This is a genomic window from Flavobacterium sp. T12S277, assembly GCF_048514875.1.
Classification (GTDB): Bacteria; Bacteroidota; Bacteroidia; order Flavobacteriales; family Flavobacteriaceae; genus Flavobacterium.
Genome location: NZ_JBLYEG010000001.1, coordinates 202,079 through 218,173 on the forward strand (window position 1 = coordinate 202,079; position 16,095 = coordinate 218,173).

General features: G+C 34.0%; 14 protein-coding genes. 10 read left to right on the top strand and 4 right to left on the bottom strand.

Annotation, left to right across the window (positions count from 1 at the left end; genetic code table 11):
• Positions 1-70: 70 nt before the first annotated feature.
• Together ACN1CN_RS00750 and ACN1CN_RS00755 are read left to right on the top strand one after the other, a co-directional pair.
• Positions 71-2,143 carry a M1 family metallopeptidase gene (locus ACN1CN_RS00750; protein ID WP_419134293.1) on the top strand — a complete coding sequence of 691 codons (2,073 nt, stop codon included), beginning with the start codon at positions 71-73 and terminating at the stop codon, positions 2,141-2,143.
• Positions 2,144-2,250: 107 nt separating this feature from the next.
• On the top strand, positions 2,251-3,150 hold the full coding sequence (locus tag ACN1CN_RS00755; RefSeq protein ID WP_264523977.1) for a patatin-like phospholipase family protein: 900 nt from the start codon (positions 2,251-2,253) through the stop codon (positions 3,148-3,150).
• 157 nt (positions 3,151-3,307) lie between these two features.
• Here the strand turns inward: ACN1CN_RS00755 and ACN1CN_RS00760 are convergent, their stop codons facing one another.
• Positions 3,308-3,829 carry a hypothetical protein gene (locus tag ACN1CN_RS00760; RefSeq protein ID WP_419134294.1) on the bottom strand — a complete coding sequence of 174 codons (522 nt, stop codon included), beginning with the start codon at positions 3,827-3,829 and terminating at the stop codon, positions 3,308-3,310.
• Positions 3,830-3,953: 124 nt separating this feature from the next.
• Here ACN1CN_RS00760 and ACN1CN_RS00765 point away from each other — a divergent pair, with 124 nt between their 5' ends.
• The 5 genes from ACN1CN_RS00765 to ACN1CN_RS00785 all read left to right on the top strand — a co-directional run bounded on the left by ACN1CN_RS00765 (position 3,954) and on the right by ACN1CN_RS00785 (position 9,504).
• Entirely contained in the window at positions 3,954-4,721 is a 768-nt protein-coding gene (locus tag ACN1CN_RS00765; RefSeq protein WP_264523975.1) for a sulfite exporter TauE/SafE family protein, read from the top strand.
• Between the two features lie 134 nt (positions 4,722-4,855).
• The gene (locus ACN1CN_RS00770) at positions 4,856-5,155 is read left to right on the top strand and encodes a hypothetical protein (protein WP_264523974.1); all 300 of its coding nucleotides are present in this window, start codon (positions 4,856-4,858) and stop codon (positions 5,153-5,155) included.
• Between the two features lie 157 nt (positions 5,156-5,312).
• Positions 5,313-7,649, top strand: a complete 2,337-nt coding sequence (locus ACN1CN_RS00775) for an ATP-dependent helicase (protein WP_419134295.1) — start codon at positions 5,313-5,315, stop codon at positions 7,647-7,649.
• A 126-nt stretch (positions 7,650-7,775) separates the two neighbouring features.
• Positions 7,776-8,396 carry an L-threonylcarbamoyladenylate synthase gene (locus tag ACN1CN_RS00780; protein WP_264523972.1) on the top strand — a complete coding sequence of 207 codons (621 nt, stop codon included), beginning with the start codon at positions 7,776-7,778 and terminating at the stop codon, positions 8,394-8,396.
• A gap of 79 nt (positions 8,397-8,475) precedes the next feature.
• Complete coding sequence (locus ACN1CN_RS00785; protein WP_419134296.1) at positions 8,476-9,504, top strand: carboxypeptidase-like regulatory domain-containing protein; 1,029 nt, start codon at positions 8,476-8,478, stop codon at positions 9,502-9,504.
• Between the two features lie 323 nt (positions 9,505-9,827).
• Here ACN1CN_RS00785 and ACN1CN_RS00790 read toward each other — a convergent pair whose 3' ends face one another.
• The 3 genes from ACN1CN_RS00790 to ACN1CN_RS00800 are packed head-to-tail and all read right to left on the bottom strand — an operon-like array spanning position 9,828 to position 12,191.
• Positions 9,828-10,661: an OmpA/MotB family protein gene (locus ACN1CN_RS00790; RefSeq protein WP_173968421.1), complete on the bottom strand. Its 834-nt coding sequence runs from the start codon at positions 10,659-10,661 to the stop codon at positions 9,828-9,830.
• A gap of 34 nt (positions 10,662-10,695) precedes the next feature.
• Positions 10,696-11,715, bottom strand: coding sequence for a glycosyltransferase family 2 protein (locus ACN1CN_RS00795; RefSeq protein ID WP_419134297.1), 1,020 nt, complete (start codon positions 11,713-11,715; stop codon positions 10,696-10,698).
• A 29-nt stretch (positions 11,716-11,744) separates the two neighbouring features.
• Positions 11,745-12,191 (bottom strand): type I restriction enzyme HsdR N-terminal domain-containing protein, encoded by a 447-nt coding sequence (locus ACN1CN_RS00800; protein WP_419134298.1) that lies wholly within the window; start codon positions 12,189-12,191, stop codon positions 11,745-11,747.
• 93 nt (positions 12,192-12,284) lie between these two features.
• On the opposite strand from ACN1CN_RS00800, the gene holA reads away from it, so the two are divergent.
• The 3 genes from holA (at position 12,285) to ACN1CN_RS00815 (ending at position 16,063) form a co-directional block, all read left to right on the top strand.
• A complete protein-coding gene (gene holA / locus ACN1CN_RS00805; RefSeq protein ID WP_291286279.1) occupies positions 12,285-13,289 on the top strand; it encodes a DNA polymerase III subunit delta in 1,005 nt (334 codons plus the stop codon).
• A gap of 308 nt (positions 13,290-13,597) precedes the next feature.
• Entirely contained in the window at positions 13,598-15,811 is a 2,214-nt protein-coding gene (locus ACN1CN_RS00810; RefSeq protein WP_419134299.1) for a hybrid sensor histidine kinase/response regulator, read from the top strand.
• Positions 15,812-15,880: 69 nt separating this feature from the next.
• Positions 15,881-16,063 carry a CAL67264 family membrane protein gene (locus ACN1CN_RS00815; RefSeq protein ID WP_173968319.1) on the top strand — a complete coding sequence of 61 codons (183 nt, stop codon included), beginning with the start codon at positions 15,881-15,883 and terminating at the stop codon, positions 16,061-16,063.
• The last annotated feature ends 32 nt before the right edge of the window (positions 16,064-16,095 follow it).

Here is a 16,095-nt window from a genome sequence, read left to right on the forward strand (position 1 = left end):
CTTACAAATTTCATTCGATTTGTTGATCAAACCTTTGTAACTTTGGGATTTCGCCTTCAATTTTGTTTCCATGAAATATATCCTACTGTTTTTTACCACTTTTACTTTTGCTCAGCAAACGCAATTTGTTGATTTTAAAACCGTTTCAGGAAAACTGTCCTTAAATGCCATAGAAAAATCAATTTCCGGTACGGTTGATTATCAATTTGAAGTTCTGAAACCTATTGATACGATTAAGATTGATGCGAAAAACATGGATTTTTCCAAGGTTCAGATCGATAACAAAGAAGTTATTTTTGTAAACACCGGGAAAGAACTGCAAATTATTGGTAATTTCCAGAAAGGAGAAAACCACCTGACTTTTCAATACACCGCCAAACCGAAACAGGCTTTGTATTTTGTAAATATGGAGCATTCTGAAGTTCAAATCTGGACACAGGGGCAGGGAAGATATACCAGCAACTGGTTTCCTAGTTTTGATGATGTAAACGAGAAAATCATATTCAGTTTAGGAATAACCTACGATACCGCTTATCAGGTAGTTTCGAATGGAATTCTCGAAAATAAAACAACAACAGATACACAGACCTATTGGCAGTATAAAATGGAAAAGCCAATGAGTTCCTATCTATTAATGCTTGCGATAGGAAAATATGACAAAAAAGAATTCCGTGCAAAATCTAAGATTCCGTTAGAATATTATCTAGAACATAAAGATGCAAATCGTTTTGAACCGACCTATCGTTATTCGAAGCGCATTTTTGATTTTATGGAGAAAGAAATTGGCGTTAAATACCCATGGGAAGTCTACAGAGAGATTCCGGTTCGTGATTTTTTGTATGCCGGGATGGAAAATACAACTTCAACGCTTTTTGCTACACGTTATGTGGTAGATTCAATAGGTTTTGAAGACCGTAATTACACCAATGTAGACGCACACGAATTGGCTCACCATTGGTTTGGCGATTTAATTACAGCTGAAAGCAGCACGCATCATTGGCTTCAGGAAGGTTTTGCAACTTATTTTGCAGCCTTGGCAGAAAGAGAGATTTACGGCGATGATTTCTTTTATTCCAAATTATACGATACGGCACAACAGCTTAAATTTGCTTCCAGAACCGATTCTATTCCGGTTTTAAATGCCAAAGCAAGTTCGTTGACTTTTTATGAAAAAGGGGCTTGGGCGCTGTTTGTATTGCACGAATCCATTGGCGACAAAGCATTCAAAAAAGCGATAAAAAACTATCTAAAGAAGTATGCCTATCAAACCGTAAATACGCAGAAATTCTTTGATGAAATTAAAAAAGTAGCCGATTTTGATCTTGATAAATTTCAGAAAACCTGGTTGGAATCGACCATTTTTGATACCCCAACCGCAAATACTTTATTGAGTAAAAACAAATCAATTCAGGTTCGTCTGGAGGTAGATAAATTAAAAAAGACAGCTTTAACGGAGAAAGAAGACTTTTTAAGTAAAACTTTAAAATTGGACATTTATTACACTGTAAAAGAAGCTATTGTGAATCAATTAGAAAGCGAGAAATACGAAGCTAAAAAAGCACTCTTATTACTTGCAATGCAAACTAATGATATTCAGGTTCGACAAGCAGTTGCCGGTAGTTTAAGTAAAATTCCGGAAGATTTCAGAACGGAATATGAAACCTTGCTTGATGATAAATCGTATCAAACACAGGAAGTTGCTTTGTATTGGCTGTGGAGAAACTTTCCGGAGCACCGTACCCGATACTTAAACAAAACAATGAACTGGATTGGTTTTAATGACTACAATCTAAGAACATTATGGCTTTCGTTGGCACTGTCAACGCCAAATTATACAGAAAACTCAGAAGCCTTAATTACGGAACTGATTGCTTTTTCTTCTACAAAATACGAAGCAACAACAAGACAAAATGCTCTTGAAAAATTAGTCGCATTTAAGATTATCAACGATGCTGTTTTAAGCAATTTAGTTTCGGCAACCACCCATCATATGTGGCAATTTTCGAAGTTCGGAAGAGATACCATTCGATTATTATTAAAAAATCAGGAGATGCGTACTTCGTTTGAAAGAATTTTGATTAATTTAAACCCCGACGAGCAATTTCAACTAAAGCGTTTACTAGCTGAAGAAGTAAAGAAATAATAGTCAATTATTGGAAATAAAAGAATAGAAAACTGAGTGATAGTAAGTGCATAAGCAGTATTTGCGGATACATTTAATTCATAACTCCAAACGCACAATTTAAAAATATGAGAGCATTGGTTATTTCTGGTGGAGGAAGTAAAGGGGCATTTGCCGGCGGTGTAGCACAATATCTAATCGAAGAAAAGAATCATGAATATGATTTGTTTATAGGAACTTCGACCGGAAGCTTGCTGATACCCCATTTGGCATTGGGGCATATTAAAAAAATTCACTCCGTTTATACCAATGTTACCATGGCCAGTATTTTTAATATATGTCCATTTGTGGTCAAAACTAAAGATGGGGTAGACATTGTAACCATCAATCATTTTAACGTATTACGTCAGTTTTTTAAAGGCAAGAGAACTTTTGGCGAAAGCAAAGGACTCAAGCGATACATTAAGAATAATTTTTCCCTTTCAGATTTTAACAAACTCAAAAAGCTGGATAGTGACGTGGTAATAACCGTAACTAATTTTACTAAAAATGAAGCCGAATATAAATCTGTAAAAGACTGTACTTACGAGGAGTTTTGCGAGTGGTCCTGGATTTCGAGCAATTATGTTCCGTTTATGAGTTTGGTAGAGAAAAACAACTACGAATATGGCGATGGCGGATTTGCAAGCTTAGTGCCAATCCGGGAAGCAATCAACCGCGGAGCAACAGAAATCGACGTAATCATTCTGGAAACAGAAGTTAATATGGATAAAACGGTTATTGGCAAAAATCCATTCTCCCTTATGATTGATTTGTTCCGAATTGCTTTAGATCAGGTTGAAAAACATGATATTACCATAGGAAAACTGCTGGCAAACAATAAAAATGTAAAACTAAACCTTTACTACACCCCAACAAAACTAACCGACAATGCCCTAATTTTCAATCAGGAAGTCATGAAAGAATGGTGGGAGCAAGGGTATGAATACGCTCAGAACAAATCGGAAGTTATGAGTGACAATAGATAGTTAGACTGGCTTAGACTTTTTTGGATTATTCGAAGGGAAAAATCAAAAAAAATCATTCGATTCTTAAATCTAAAGATGTAAGAATCGAATGACCCAATTGTCTAACACTCTAAGCCAGTCTAAGTTAGTCTAAGTTAGTCTAAGCCAGTCTAAAAATCTAGAAAAGATCTGCTACTTCGTTTTTGATGTACGCCAGAGCAGCATTACTAGGAGATTGTTTCTCCAGTAAATCATTCAAAATTACTTCACGTAACTTGTCTGCACTGTCAACACGGTCGCTCATAGCGGCTTTGCGAATAATTTGTATGGTTGAATTTTTGGCTGTCGTAATAATCGTCCAGCATTCATCCGACATGTAAATTTGTTGCGTTAAATTATGCTCAAATTCCTGTTCGATTTGGTCGATTACAAAATTTTCATAGTTGTGCTTCTCGTTTGAAATAGGCGCAACACGAATTAATAATTTAGTCAAATTGATACGCTCTAAGTATAAAGTCATGCGCTCATAAGCTTGTAAACGTATCGGCAATGATTCTTTATGAGCCTCTTTGTTCAATAAAAAATTGCGCTTTTTATCGAAGTTTTTAATGTGTAATTCAAAAAAACTGTAAGCTACAAATCCGGTAACAACAGCAGGTAAAGTATAACTGGCTAATTCTATAATTTTTGTAAAATCCATTGGGTTTAAATTTTCAGCAAAAATATACTTTTTGAGGAGAAATCCACTTTAAAATTATTGTAATAAACAATCTGGAAGTTTACTTTTGTGAAGTCTACTTAAAACGACTTCAAATACAATCATAATGGAAACCTACATCATCATTTTACTTTGTTTAGCAGCTTTTGCAGCAGGATTTATCGACGCTATAGTAGGTGGCGGCGGATTAATTCAAACCCCAATGGGACTTATTCTGTTACCCAATTTACCTGTTTCGACCGTGATAGGTACCTTAAAATTGCCTGCATTTACAGGAACTGCTTTTGCGGCTTTTCAATATCTCAAAAAAGTGGTGATTCAGTGGAAGCTTCTTTTAATTATGATGTGTTTGGCTGTCCCGTCGGCATTTTTGGGTTCTACTTTACTGACTTATGTAAGCAATGATTTTATGAAACCGCTTTTATTGGTGGTTTTATCGCTGTTATTGATTTACACCTATGCCAAGAAAAATTTTGGACAACATGAAGCCAAAGATCATTCCTTTGCAACACAAATTTTGTATGCAGTTCTCATCAGTATAATTGTTGGTTTTTACGATGGTTTTATTGGTCCAGGTACCGGAAGTTTTTTTGTTGTAGCCTTTATTGCTTTGATGGGATTTGATTTTTTACACGCTTCCGCGAATGCAAAAATGGTGAATCTGGCAACCAACTTTGGCTCGATTTGTTTGTTTGCAATTAAAGGAAAAATTATTTGGACAATCGCTATTCCAATGGCAGTAAGCAACGGACTAGGGGGATGGCTAGGAGCAAAACTCGCCATAAATAAAGGCAATGGTTTTATTCGGGTATTCTTTCTAATTGTTGTAATAGGTACTTTAATTAGATTCTCGTACGATGTGTTTTATAAGTAAAGAGGTTCTAAGGTTCTGAGATTCTAAGGCACTAAGTTTCTGAGGCTAATAAGTTATAATTAACAGATTATGATGTTGTTGTAGTGACAAATGCTATTTTTGTATCATACTTTGTTATTTTAAAATATCATAATATGATAGAAATAGTTGAAAATTATGAGAATTACATCAATAGCCTGCCTGAGTTAATTGGCAAATCTTATTATAAAGCAGAGTTTTTTATGCAAAAACTTGGTTTAAAACACGCGACTTATTATCGGAAATTGAAATCTAAAAATTTCACACATCAGGAAGTAAAGCTTATTACAGCTATATTATTTCCGGAAGAAATATTAATCCAAGAGTTTCAAAAAAGCGAAGAAAACATTAAAGCAGGTCGTACTATTGACTATTCAGAATTTAAAGAAAAACTAAGAACTAGGTTCAATATCTGATCTTCGTTTTTTCGCTATTTAAAAGAGGGGCAATCAGAAAAATATAGAGTTTTTACTATAAACTACAACTAACTTGAAACCTTAATAACTTACTCACGAACTAATTTCTTTTTACATCTATAATTGCTATTTTTGCATCATTATGGAGAAAAATTTCATGCAAAAGTACATTGACCAGCTCAATGAAGCACAAAGACAGCCGGTTCTAAAGAAAGACGGGCCAATGATTATTATTGCTGGTGCAGGTTCAGGAAAAACTCGTGTTTTAACCATTAGAATTGCTTATTTGATGGCTCAGGGGATTGATGCCTTCAATATCTTATCACTAACTTTTACGAACAAAGCGGCCCGCGAAATGAAACACAGGATTTCAGATATCGTAGGAGCCAGCGAAGCTAAGAATCTTTGGATGGGGACTTTCCACTCCATCTTTGCGCGTATTCTTCGTGCAGAATCGGATCATTTAGGGTATCCTTCAAATTTTACGATTTACGATTCTCAGGATTCTGCCAGATTGATTTCTTCTATTATAAAAGAAATGCAGCTGGATCGTGACATCTATAAACCAAAGCAGATTTTAGGTCGTATTTCAAACTACAAAAACAGTTTGATTACAGTAAAAGCCTATTTTAATAATCCTGAACTAGTCGAAGCCGATGCAATGGCCAAAAGACCACGTTTAGGTGAAATTTATCAGCAGTATGTAGAGCGCTGTTTTAAGGCAGGTGCTATGGATTTTGATGATTTACTGCTTAAAACCAATGAATTACTAACTCGTTTTCCAGAAGTTTTAGCGAAATATCAAAATCGTTTCCGTTATATTTTGGTTGATGAGTACCAGGATACAAACCATTCTCAATATTTGATTGTAAGAGCGTTATCGGATAAGTTTCAGAATATTTGCGTGGTTGGAGACGATGCACAGAGTATTTATGCCTTCCGTGGAGCGAATATCAATAATATTTTGAACTTCCAGAAGGATTATGAAGGTGTAATTATGTTCCGTTTGGAACAAAATTACCGTTCGACCCGAAACATAGTGGAAGCCGCAAATACGGTAATGGAACACAATAAGACCAAACTGGATAAAGTTGTTTGGACAGCAAATGATTTTGGTGCAAAAATTAAAGTCCACAGAAGCATTACGGATGCAGAAGAAGGGCGTTTTGTTGCCAGTACCATTTTTGAACAGAAAATGCAAAACCAGCTGCATAACGGTTCGTTTGCAATTTTGTACCGTACCAATGCACAGTCCCGTGCGATGGAGGATGCCTTAAGGAAACGCGATATCCCATACAGAATTTACGGAGGATTGTCTTTCTATCAACGTAAAGAAATTAAAGATGTATTGTGTTACCTGCGTCTGGTAATCAATCCAAAAGACGAAGAGGCTTTGGTTCGTGTAATCAATTATCCTGCGCGTGGAATTGGAGATACAACCGTTGAAAAACTGACCATTGCAGCCAATCATTACAAACGTTCGATTTGGGAAGTGATGGTTAATATTGACAAAATCGATTTGAAATTAAATGCCGGTACAAAGAATAAAGTAAAAGACTTTGTTACCATGATCCAGAGTTTTCAGGTGATCGACCAGAATCAGGATGCTTTTTACATTACAGATTATGTAGCCAAAAAAACAGGACTTGTTCAGGAATTGAAGAAAGATGCTACGCCGGAAGGAATGGCAAAGATTCAGAACATTGAAGAGCTTTTAAACGGTCTGAAAGATTTTACTGAAGGACAAAAAGAAATCGACGGTGCAAGAGGAGCTTTATCAGAGTTTATGGAAGATGTGGCGCTAGCTACAGATTTGGATAAAGATACTTCTGATGAAGATCGTGTAGCGTTGATGACCATTCACCTGGCTAAAGGACTTGAATTTCCTCATGTTTTTGTGGTGGGAATGGAAGAGGACTTGTTTCCGAGTGCCATGAGTATGAGTACCCGTAGCGAATTAGAGGAAGAACGTCGTTTATTTTACGTAGCTTTAACCCGTGCAGAACATCAAGCTTATCTAACTTATGCGCAGTCGCGTTACCGTTGGGGGAAACTAACGGATAGTGAACCATCGCGTTTTATTGAAGAAATCGACGGTCAATACCTGGAGTATTTAACACCCTCAGAAACCAACTATCGTTATAAGTCACCAATCGACGGAGATATTTTTGGAGATATCGATAAATCCAAATTACGTCTGGCAAAACCAATCGGAAGTACTCCGCCCAAACATGTTACAGGCAATGATCCGAAGCCGGATTTGAATATCAGAAAATTAAAACCAGTTGGCGGTGTCAATCCAAATAGTGCTGCTCCGAATTTGTTTGATAACAAACTGACCATTGGAAATGTCGTGATGCACGAACGCTTTGGAAAAGGAGAAGTGGTGAATTTGGAAGGTGTTGGCGCTGATAAAAAAGCCGAAATAAAATTTGAGGTAGGCGGAATCAAGAAATTGTTACTAAGATTTGCTAAATTAGATGTTGTAGGATAGAAAGTCTTTTGTTTCAGGTTTCAGGTTTCAGGTTTCAAGTTATTCTACAGCAACCTGAAACCTGAAACCTGAAACCTGAAACTTGAAACGTGTAGCCTAAAAAAAAACAAACTTTAAACTAAAAAAATGGCTGAGTTCATAAAAATATACCCGGATAAACCCAGTGAAGCTGCAATAGCCAAAGTGGTAAAAGTGCTTCAAAATGGAGGCTTGGTAATTTACCCAACCGATACTGTTTATGGTTTAGGTTGTGATATTACCAATTCGCGTGCTTTGGAAAAAATTGCAAAAATAAAAGGTGTTAAGCTGGAGAAAGCAAATTTCTCGTTCATCTGCCACGATTTAAGCAATTTATCCGATTATGTGCGCCAAATCGATACGTCGACTTTTAAAATTCTAAAGAGAGCGTTGCCGGGACCTTATACCTTTATTTTGCCAGGAAATAATAACCTGCCTAAGGAGTTTAAAAAGAAAACAACAGTAGGTATCCGTGTTCCTGACAATAACATCATACTTGAAATTGTACGTCAGTTGGGAAATCCCGTGGTGTCGACTTCTATTCGAGATGAAGATGATGTAATTGAGTACACAACAGATCCGGAATTGATTTTTGAAAAATGGCAGAATCTCGTAGATTTGGTCATTGATGGCGGATATGGAGATAATATAGGGTCAACAATCATAGATCTGTCTGAACATGAGCCGGTAATTGTGAGAGAAGGAAAAGGAGATGTTGATATTTTATAAGAAAAAACTAGATATTATTTAGGTTTATAGATAAAGGTTTGAGTAATTAGCTAATAATTAATCAAACCTTTATTATTTTATGAAAAACCACTTTCTATTTTTATTCTTATTGGTTTCAATCAGTGTAATTTCGCAAAACACCCTCAAGGGAAAGATCACTGGGAAAGATGATATTCCGCTAAAAGGCGCAAATATTTACTTTGACGGAACAACCATTTCAACTATTTCCGATGCAGAAGGGAATTATACCATTGAATTCGAGCCTAGTGCCAATCGTATTCTGGTAGTAAGTATCGACGGATACGAGAATGAGTATATATCGAGTTTTGATTCCCTGGAAAATTTTAACATACACTTGCATGCTGCTAAAAATTCGCTTAACGAAGTAGTGGTAAGCAGAAAAGATAAGTTTTCAAGAAGTCAGAAATTAAAAATATTCAGAGAGTATTTTATTGGAAAAACAGTAAACAGTGAAAAAGTTGTCATTCAAAATGAAAATGATATTTATTTTAAATATGATAAGCAAAATTTTATTTTAAAAGCTTTTTCTGACAAACCATTAATAATTTTAAATCCTTCTTTAGGGTATAAAATTAGTTATCAATTGCAAAAGTTTGAAATTACCTTTAGCAACCTTAGTATATTTTCGAGGGATGTAATCAAAAACTTTTATGTTGGTATGAGTCTTTTTGAAGAAACTGCCAATTCAGAAGTTATTTCTAAAAAAAGGGAAGAAGCATTCAAAGGCTCCCAAATTAACTTTTTTAGAAATTTAGTCAATAACGTATGGAGTAAAGATGAGTTTTTAATGTCTAAAAATTACGATAAAGTTTTTTCTGAAAATTGTTTCAAAATATCCAAAGGAGAATTTTATACAAAGGTAGAAGTGGTAAAGCAGCCAAAAGAGAAAAATAAGAATGAAAGTTATATTGCATCCTACGATCTTTTATTTAAAAATAAAGAAGAATCAAGTGTTATTTTTGAGACAGATACTTTTTACGTTTATAAGTATGGAAATAACTCTAACATATCAGATATTGTATTTTTAGGCCAAATTGGAGAAGAAAGAGTAGCAGAAATGTTACCTTTAAATTATGCGATAAAATAGAAATTCTGAGATGTTCTTTAAATAACGCGATATTTAGGAAAAATTAAAGAAAAGAAAGTGGCTGATATGCTGCCTCTTAATTACGGTATAGAATCGTTAAAAGGCAAAAAAAATAGCCAATCGGGCTATTTGTAAAAAAAAACTTAAATGATATAATAATCTAAAATAATTAACTAACTTTAGATTAGTTAAAATTTAGTTAGTTAATTTAAAGATAATGCTATTCTTGATTTATATTTAATTGGTTATTAAAAAATTAGGAATACATAAAAGCAGGTCGATTGACCTGCTTTTTCTGTTTAATGAACTATGTAAAAACGAGATTATTTCGCTTGTTTTTTCATTTCTTTTTCAATCATATCATAGAACTGATCGATTTTTGGCATAACCACAATACGAGTTCTTCTGTTACGAGCTTTGTTGTCCGGAGTATCATTAGCTACTAATGGTACGTAAGAACTTCTACCAGCTGCGATTAATTTAGCAGGGTTTACACCAAGATCATTAGTTAATACACGAACGATTGAAGTAGAACGTTTAACACTTAAATCCCAGTTGTCTAAGATAATTCCGTTGCTTTTGTAAGGAACATCATCTGTATGACCTTCAACCATACATTCGAAATCTGGTTTGTCGTTTACAACTTTTGCAACTTTAGCTAAAACAGATTTTGCTTTGTCGCTTACGTCATAACTTCCGCTTTTAAATAATAATTTATCTGCGATAGAAATAAATACAACTCCTTTTTCTACGTTGATTTCGATGTCCGGATCATTAATTCCAACAGCTCCTTTTAAGCTTGTAACTAAAGCCAATGTTACACTGTCTTTTTTAGTTAAAGCATCCTGAAGTCTAGATATTTTTAAATCTTTTTCTTTTAAGCTTTCTAAAGATTTTTCAAGGTTCTCAGCTCCTTTAGTAGTTAAAACAGTTAAATCCTTAGAAGTACTGATCAAGTCCTGATTGTGTTGTTTATAGCTTTCAGCAGTTGCTGCCAATCCTGCTTTTTCTTCGAGACAAGTATTTAATTTAACTGTGCAAGAGTTTAATAAATCTTGTATCTCTTTGTTCTTAGCTTCTAAAGCAGCATATTGCTTTTTCGATACACACGAAGTTAAGGCCATTAATACTGATAGTGCGATAACTATTTTTCTCATAGGTATTATATTTAATTAAACGTTGATTACAAATTTAGTTCTTAATATTTTGATTACTGTTAAAGATTTCTTTAAATACAAGTAATTTCTTTATGTAATACAAGTAAACGATACTTTTCACGGTATAGTATTGTTGTATCTGGAAATCTTTACGTTTCCTAAGGTATTTTAAAGATATGCAATAAAAAGAGAAATGCGCTTTCAGAATGGCAAAAGTATTCCCGAACTTTCCTTGTGTAAGGAAACGAATACCGGCAATACCATCTAAAACCATTCGGAAGAAAATCACAAAAAACAATCCCTTTTTTGGTAAATTTTTGACAAGCATTAATAATGAATTTCTAAAATTTAAAAAGGTCTTTTTGGGATTCCCTTGTTGCAAAGTGGCTCCTCCAACATGATAGACAATTGAAGCCGAATTGTACTTAATGATGTGTCCTTCATTTGCAGCACGCCAGCACAAATCAATTTCTTCCTGATGCGCAAAAAAGCTTTCATCAAAACCTCCCAGGTCATGATAGACTTCACTTCTGATAAAAAAACAAGCTCCTGATGCCCAGAACAACTCACAGTTGTCATCGTATTGCCCGTTATCTTTTTCGATAGTATCAAAAATACGTCCGCGACAAAAAGGAAATCCGTATTTATCAATGAAACCACCGGCTCCACCTGCGTATTCAAAGTATTCTTTGTTTTTATAGTCCAGAATTTTCGGCTGAATAATAGCGGTTAACTTTTCATTTTTAAAAGTTTCAATGATAGGATTAAGCCAATTTTGAGTTACTTCTATATCTGAATTCACCAAAGCATAAAACTCAGCGTCAATATGTTGCAAAGCATCATTGTAACCTTTTGCAAAGCCATGATTACCATTGTTTTGAACGATCTTGATCGTAGGGAAATTGTTCTTAACGAAACTTATAGAATCATCTGTTGAAGCATTATCAGCTACATATATTTGAGCTCCCTCAGAAAATTGAATAATAGAAGGTAAAAATTGTTCCAGCAATTTTACTCCATTCCAATTTAAAATTACAACAGCTATTTTATCCAAAAGTAATTTTTATTTATTTTAATATTATTTTATTCGTTATAATCCGGTAAGCCTCTTAAAAACTGATATTTTTCATTTTCAAAATCCATCTGACAGTAAAAATGACTAAGTCCGTTTGTGACGTTCAAAAACCGTGCCTGCATTGTCATATTGTAACGCGCAATCTGATCAAAAGTTGCCTGCGAGATTTTAACTTCGGGTGCTTTGCATTCTACCAATATATGTATAGAGCCATCAGAATTAAAAACAACTACATCGTATCTTTTTCGCAAGCCATTGACCGTAAGTACTTTTTCAACGTTTATTAACGATTTTGGGTACTTTTTTTCAATCATCAGAAACCGAACAACATGTTGGCGAACCCATTCTTCAGGAGTAAGAATGATAAATTTTTTCCTGATTTCATCAAAAATTGACACTTTATTTTCGCTATTTTTGAATCGGAAAGTATATGTTGGAAAATTTAGTTTTAACATAAGACAAAAATATAAAATAGTTTCAGGTTTCTGATTTAAAGTTTCAAGTTTTGAAACCATAAGCAAAAACCTGAAACTTGAAACAAAATTTTAATGGACGAAGTTGTAAAAATTGTTAATGAGATAAAAGCGGGAGATATAAAACCAATTTACTTTTTAATGGGGGAAGAACCTTATTATATTGATAAATTATCGGAATATATCGAGCAAAATGTGCTTGCTGAAGAAGAAAAGGGATTCAATCAAACCGTTTTGTACGGAAGAGATGTCTCTGTTGAAGATATAGTAGCAACGGCCAAGCGCTATCCTATGATGGCTGATCGTCAGGTTGTTATTGTAAAAGAAGCACAGGATTTATCGAGAACAATTGACAAAATCGAATCTTATGTCGCCAATCCAATGCAGACAACCGTATTGGTTTTTTGTTACAAATATAAAACACTCGACAAACGAAAAAAAGTAACCAAACTACTCGCTCAGAAAGGAGTCGTTTACGAAAGTAAAAAATTATATGAAAATCAGGTTGGTGACTGGATAAAGCGTGTTCTTGCTGGAAAAAAATACACCATTGATCCAAAAGCCAATGCAATGCTGGTTGAATTTTTAGGAACCGATTTGAGTAAGATTAATAACGAACTCGAAAAGCTTCAGATTATTTTACCGCAAGGCACCATGATAACTCCCCAGCATATTGAGGAGAATATTGGTTTTAGTAAAGATTATAATGTTTTTGAGCTGCGAAAAGCGATAGGGGAGCGAAACCAGCTGAAAGCCTATAAAATTGCAGAGAATTTTGCACATAATCCGAAGGAATATCCACTGGTTATGACAACAGGATTAGTGTTTGGATTCTTTGTTCAGCTTCTAAAATATCATGGACTGAAAGATAAAAATCCGAAAAATGTTGCAGCAGCAATTGGTGTAAATCCTTATTTTTTAAAGGAGTATGATTTGGCCATAAAAAATTATCCTATGCGTAAAGTAAGTCAGATTGTAGGAGCCTTGCGCGATGTTGACGTTAAAAGCAAAGGAGTAGGGGCTAATGCATTGCCACAATCTGATTTATTAAAAGAAATGCTCTATAAAATATTTAATTAATAATTTAAGGATAACATTTTACCGCAAGTGTCTTTGTATGAATTAAATGTATTCTTTGCCCAAATTTATTCCTGTGAACTAGAGCTGCTTAAAATCCTGATTAATGAAGAGTATTTGGCTTTTTCTTTACTAAATACTCAAAACAGACACAATTATATAAGAGATTTACCATAATAATATATAATTAATTGACTATAATTTTAGCAAAGACAATGTAATTTTGTTATATTTCCCGAATATTTACATAAAACAATTCGGTGACCCCATCTACCTTAAACCTATGCAATACAAGAATAAAAATCATTCTTGTGTTATTTGTCTGCCTATCTACTGTTTTTAAGAGTTATGCCCAGTCTCAAATACTCTTAAAAACAAACCCTGATGCTATAGTGTCAAAGATTGATAGTATAAAAAAACTAATCCGAACGGAGAATGTTCAAAATCATCTTTCGGGGCTTAAACTCTTAAATGCAACAGAAGCTTCCTTAAAGTCAAGAAAAGATACTGCAGGTCTTTTGCTTTTTCACAGAGAAAGTATCAAGCTGATCTCTTATTTACGAAGTTTTGGAACCCCGAATGCGTATCTCTTTGAAAATTTTCAGATCTTAAAGAAACACCATAACAAGCGGGAATTGGCGCTATTGTACGAAGCCCTTGGCGATTTAAGATATTACGAAGGCAGCAAGTCATTGTCTCATCAGTACGACTTGAAAGCGCAACGATTAATAAAAAAATATGGCAACAATGAGGACAATATCAACATAAACTACAACCTCTCGGCCTACTATAAGTCCCATAAAGACTACAAGAAATCGATAGATTTTGCTATGATTTCGCTTGAAAACATTAAAAAAAGCAATACCTCGAAGAAGAATAATTTTAAGATTCCCAATTTATACCTCTTCATTTCCGAAGATTATTACCACCTGAAAGAAAATGATAGCGTTTATAAGTATCTGCAACTTGTAGAGAAAACTCAAGTACCCTACGCTGACGGAAGAGTTCCTTATGACGCAAAGCTGAATGAATTAAAGGCAATGTATTATTACAATACCGGCGATCTGGCAACTGCAACAAAATTTTATCAAATCTCAGTATCAAAGTATATCAGACTCAATCAATACAGAATGAGGCTTATTCAAAAGTCAAACAAATTGAATAATACTTTAAAAATAAAAAATATTGAAAATAGGAGAAAAATTAATGAAGCCAGACTCGAAAGTGTAAGTGAATCTTATAAAAATTATCTGCTCTTTTTTTCATTGCTGCTAGTTACAATACTCATCGTGTTATTTATGATTCAATTTAGAGCCTATCAGTATAAAATGAAGGTTAATTTGATTTTGGAGAGGAAAAATTCAGAGTTAGAAAAAATAAACAAAGAGCTAAATGAGGCCTCAAAAATAAAAGATAATTTTCTTGATGTGGTAACTCATGAATTAAAAACTCCTTTAAATACGATCAGAGGAACAGCCTACTTACTTGAAAACGAAAAATCGGAACAACTTAAGAAAGACTATATTAAAAACTTAAACTTTTCTTCCGATTACCTTTTAGGCTTTATCAATAATATAGTAGATTTTAAAAATCTAAAACGAGACGATAGGATTAATTTACAGTTTAAAGATGTTAATCTTAAAGAGATATTGACCGCTGTTATTGAAATGTTTAAAATCAATACGACGAACAACAATACCATATTACTTGATTTTGATGACAGAATTCCACAGACTTTAAAGAGTGATGAAATAAGATTCACTCAGGTTATCATGGAGCTGATGACAAATGCTACAAAATTTACAAAAAATGGCACAGTAACTTTAAAAGCAGCACTGATTAACGTTAACAACGATAAAGCCAGTGTTAAATTTGAGATTTCTGATACAGGAATTGGAATTTCAGAAAGCGTTCAAAATAAAATATTCGAACCCTTTATACAGGAATCCACTGAAATCAATATTAATTATGGCGGGAGTGGACTGGGGTTGTCGATTATCAAAAAAACCTTAGAACTTTTCAATAGTACGATTGAAGTTAAATCTACAAAGGATAAAGGAACTACTTTTTCATTTATAATTGATTTTGACATTTGTAAAGAAATTCAAAATGAATCCTGTTTTGCAAATCATCAGGAAGAAAAAGAGGAGCTCCCAAATATTGAAGTTTTGTTAGTGGAAGACAATAAAATAAATCAGCTGTTAACCAGTAAAATTTTAATCAGCAAAGGTTTTAGATGTGATGTGGCCAATAACGGTCTTGAAGCAATAGAAAAAGTAAAAGAAAAAGAATACGCCATAATACTGATGGACATTATGATGCCTGTTATGGATGGGTTTGAAGCATCAGAAATTATTAGCGGTTTAAAACCTGAAATACCAATCGTAGCGCTGACAGCTATTTCAGAAAATATATGCAGTAATAATTTTCAGAAGGCTAAAATTTTAGAAAAACTAGACAAGCCAATAAATCCTGATATTTTGTGCAAAACAATTTTAAAATATGTTGTACAAAAAACGGTCTAAGATTTACGAAAATTCACGATATTTGCATCTCTAAAAAAATACTACTTTTAAAATACTAATAACGCAATTATGGGAATGAATAAAAATACCATTTTAGGATGGGCTACTTTTATAATGGTACTTATGGGATTGTTACTTATAGGTCTTGGCGCTTTTAGATACAGAGACGTTTCCGGTTGGGGATTTGTTGCAGTTGGAGTTGGTTTTTTCTCTATCGCCTGGGTTTTTAACGCTTTGAAAGGAAGAGTCTAATTCACCGTCAATTGCACTATCAAATTAAAAAA

Excerpts from the sequence above, each read along its gene's own strand:
- ACN1CN_RS00750 (WP_419134293.1), top strand. The coding sequence starts at position 71 with ATGAAATATATCCTACTGTTTTTTACCACTTTTACTTTTGCTCAGCAA.
- ACN1CN_RS00755 (WP_264523977.1), top strand. The coding sequence starts at position 2,251 with ATGAGAGCATTGGTTATTTCTGGTGGAGGAAGTAAAGGGGCATTTGCC.
- ACN1CN_RS00760 (WP_419134294.1), bottom strand. The coding sequence starts at position 3,829 with ATGGATTTTACAAAAATTATAGAATTAGCCAGTTATACTTTACCTGCT.
- ACN1CN_RS00765 (WP_264523975.1), top strand. The coding sequence starts at position 3,954 with ATGGAAACCTACATCATCATTTTACTTTGTTTAGCAGCTTTTGCAGCA.
- ACN1CN_RS00770 (WP_264523974.1), top strand. The coding sequence starts at position 4,856 with ATGATAGAAATAGTTGAAAATTATGAGAATTACATCAATAGCCTGCCT.
- ACN1CN_RS00775 (WP_419134295.1), top strand. The coding sequence starts at position 5,313 with ATGCAAAAGTACATTGACCAGCTCAATGAAGCACAAAGACAGCCGGTT.
- ACN1CN_RS00780 (WP_264523972.1), top strand. The coding sequence starts at position 7,776 with ATGGCTGAGTTCATAAAAATATACCCGGATAAACCCAGTGAAGCTGCA.
- ACN1CN_RS00785 (WP_419134296.1), top strand. The coding sequence starts at position 8,476 with ATGAAAAACCACTTTCTATTTTTATTCTTATTGGTTTCAATCAGTGTA.
- ACN1CN_RS00790 (WP_173968421.1), bottom strand. The coding sequence starts at position 10,661 with ATGAGAAAAATAGTTATCGCACTATCAGTATTAATGGCCTTAACTTCG.
- ACN1CN_RS00800 (WP_419134298.1), bottom strand. The coding sequence starts at position 12,191 with ATGTTAAAACTAAATTTTCCAACATATACTTTCCGATTCAAAAATAGC.
- holA (WP_291286279.1), top strand. The coding sequence starts at position 12,285 with ATGGACGAAGTTGTAAAAATTGTTAATGAGATAAAAGCGGGAGATATA.
- ACN1CN_RS00815 (WP_173968319.1), top strand. The coding sequence starts at position 15,881 with ATGGGAATGAATAAAAATACCATTTTAGGATGGGCTACTTTTATAATG.